Raw genomic sequence first — 238 nt, 5'->3', positions numbered from 1 at the left:
TTCGCGCAGGAAGGCCAGGACGGCGGGGTTGGAGGAGGGCAGTTCGGTGTAGGAGCCGAGTCCGAAGGCGGGGTTCTGCTTGCGGATCTCGATCATGCGGCGGGTCCAGTGCAGCAGGGAGGACGGCGAGGACATGGATGCCTCGACGTTGGTGACCTGGTAGCCGTAGACGGGGTCCATGATCGTGGGCAGGAAGAGGCGGCCGGGGTCGCAGGAGGAGAAGCCCGCGTTGCGGTCG

General features: G+C 67.2%; 1 pseudogene. It reads right to left on the bottom strand.

Going from position 1 to position 238, the window contains the following annotated elements:
* Positions 1 to 238: pseudogene (locus IO29_RS31405) on the bottom strand (trehalose synthase); the annotation flags it as partial.

The organism is Streptomyces sp. NRRL F-6676 (assembly GCF_000725625.1).
Classification (GTDB): Bacteria; Actinomycetota; Actinomycetes; order Streptomycetales; family Streptomycetaceae; genus Streptomyces.
This window is presented reverse-complemented; position numbering and strand designations above follow the sequence as displayed.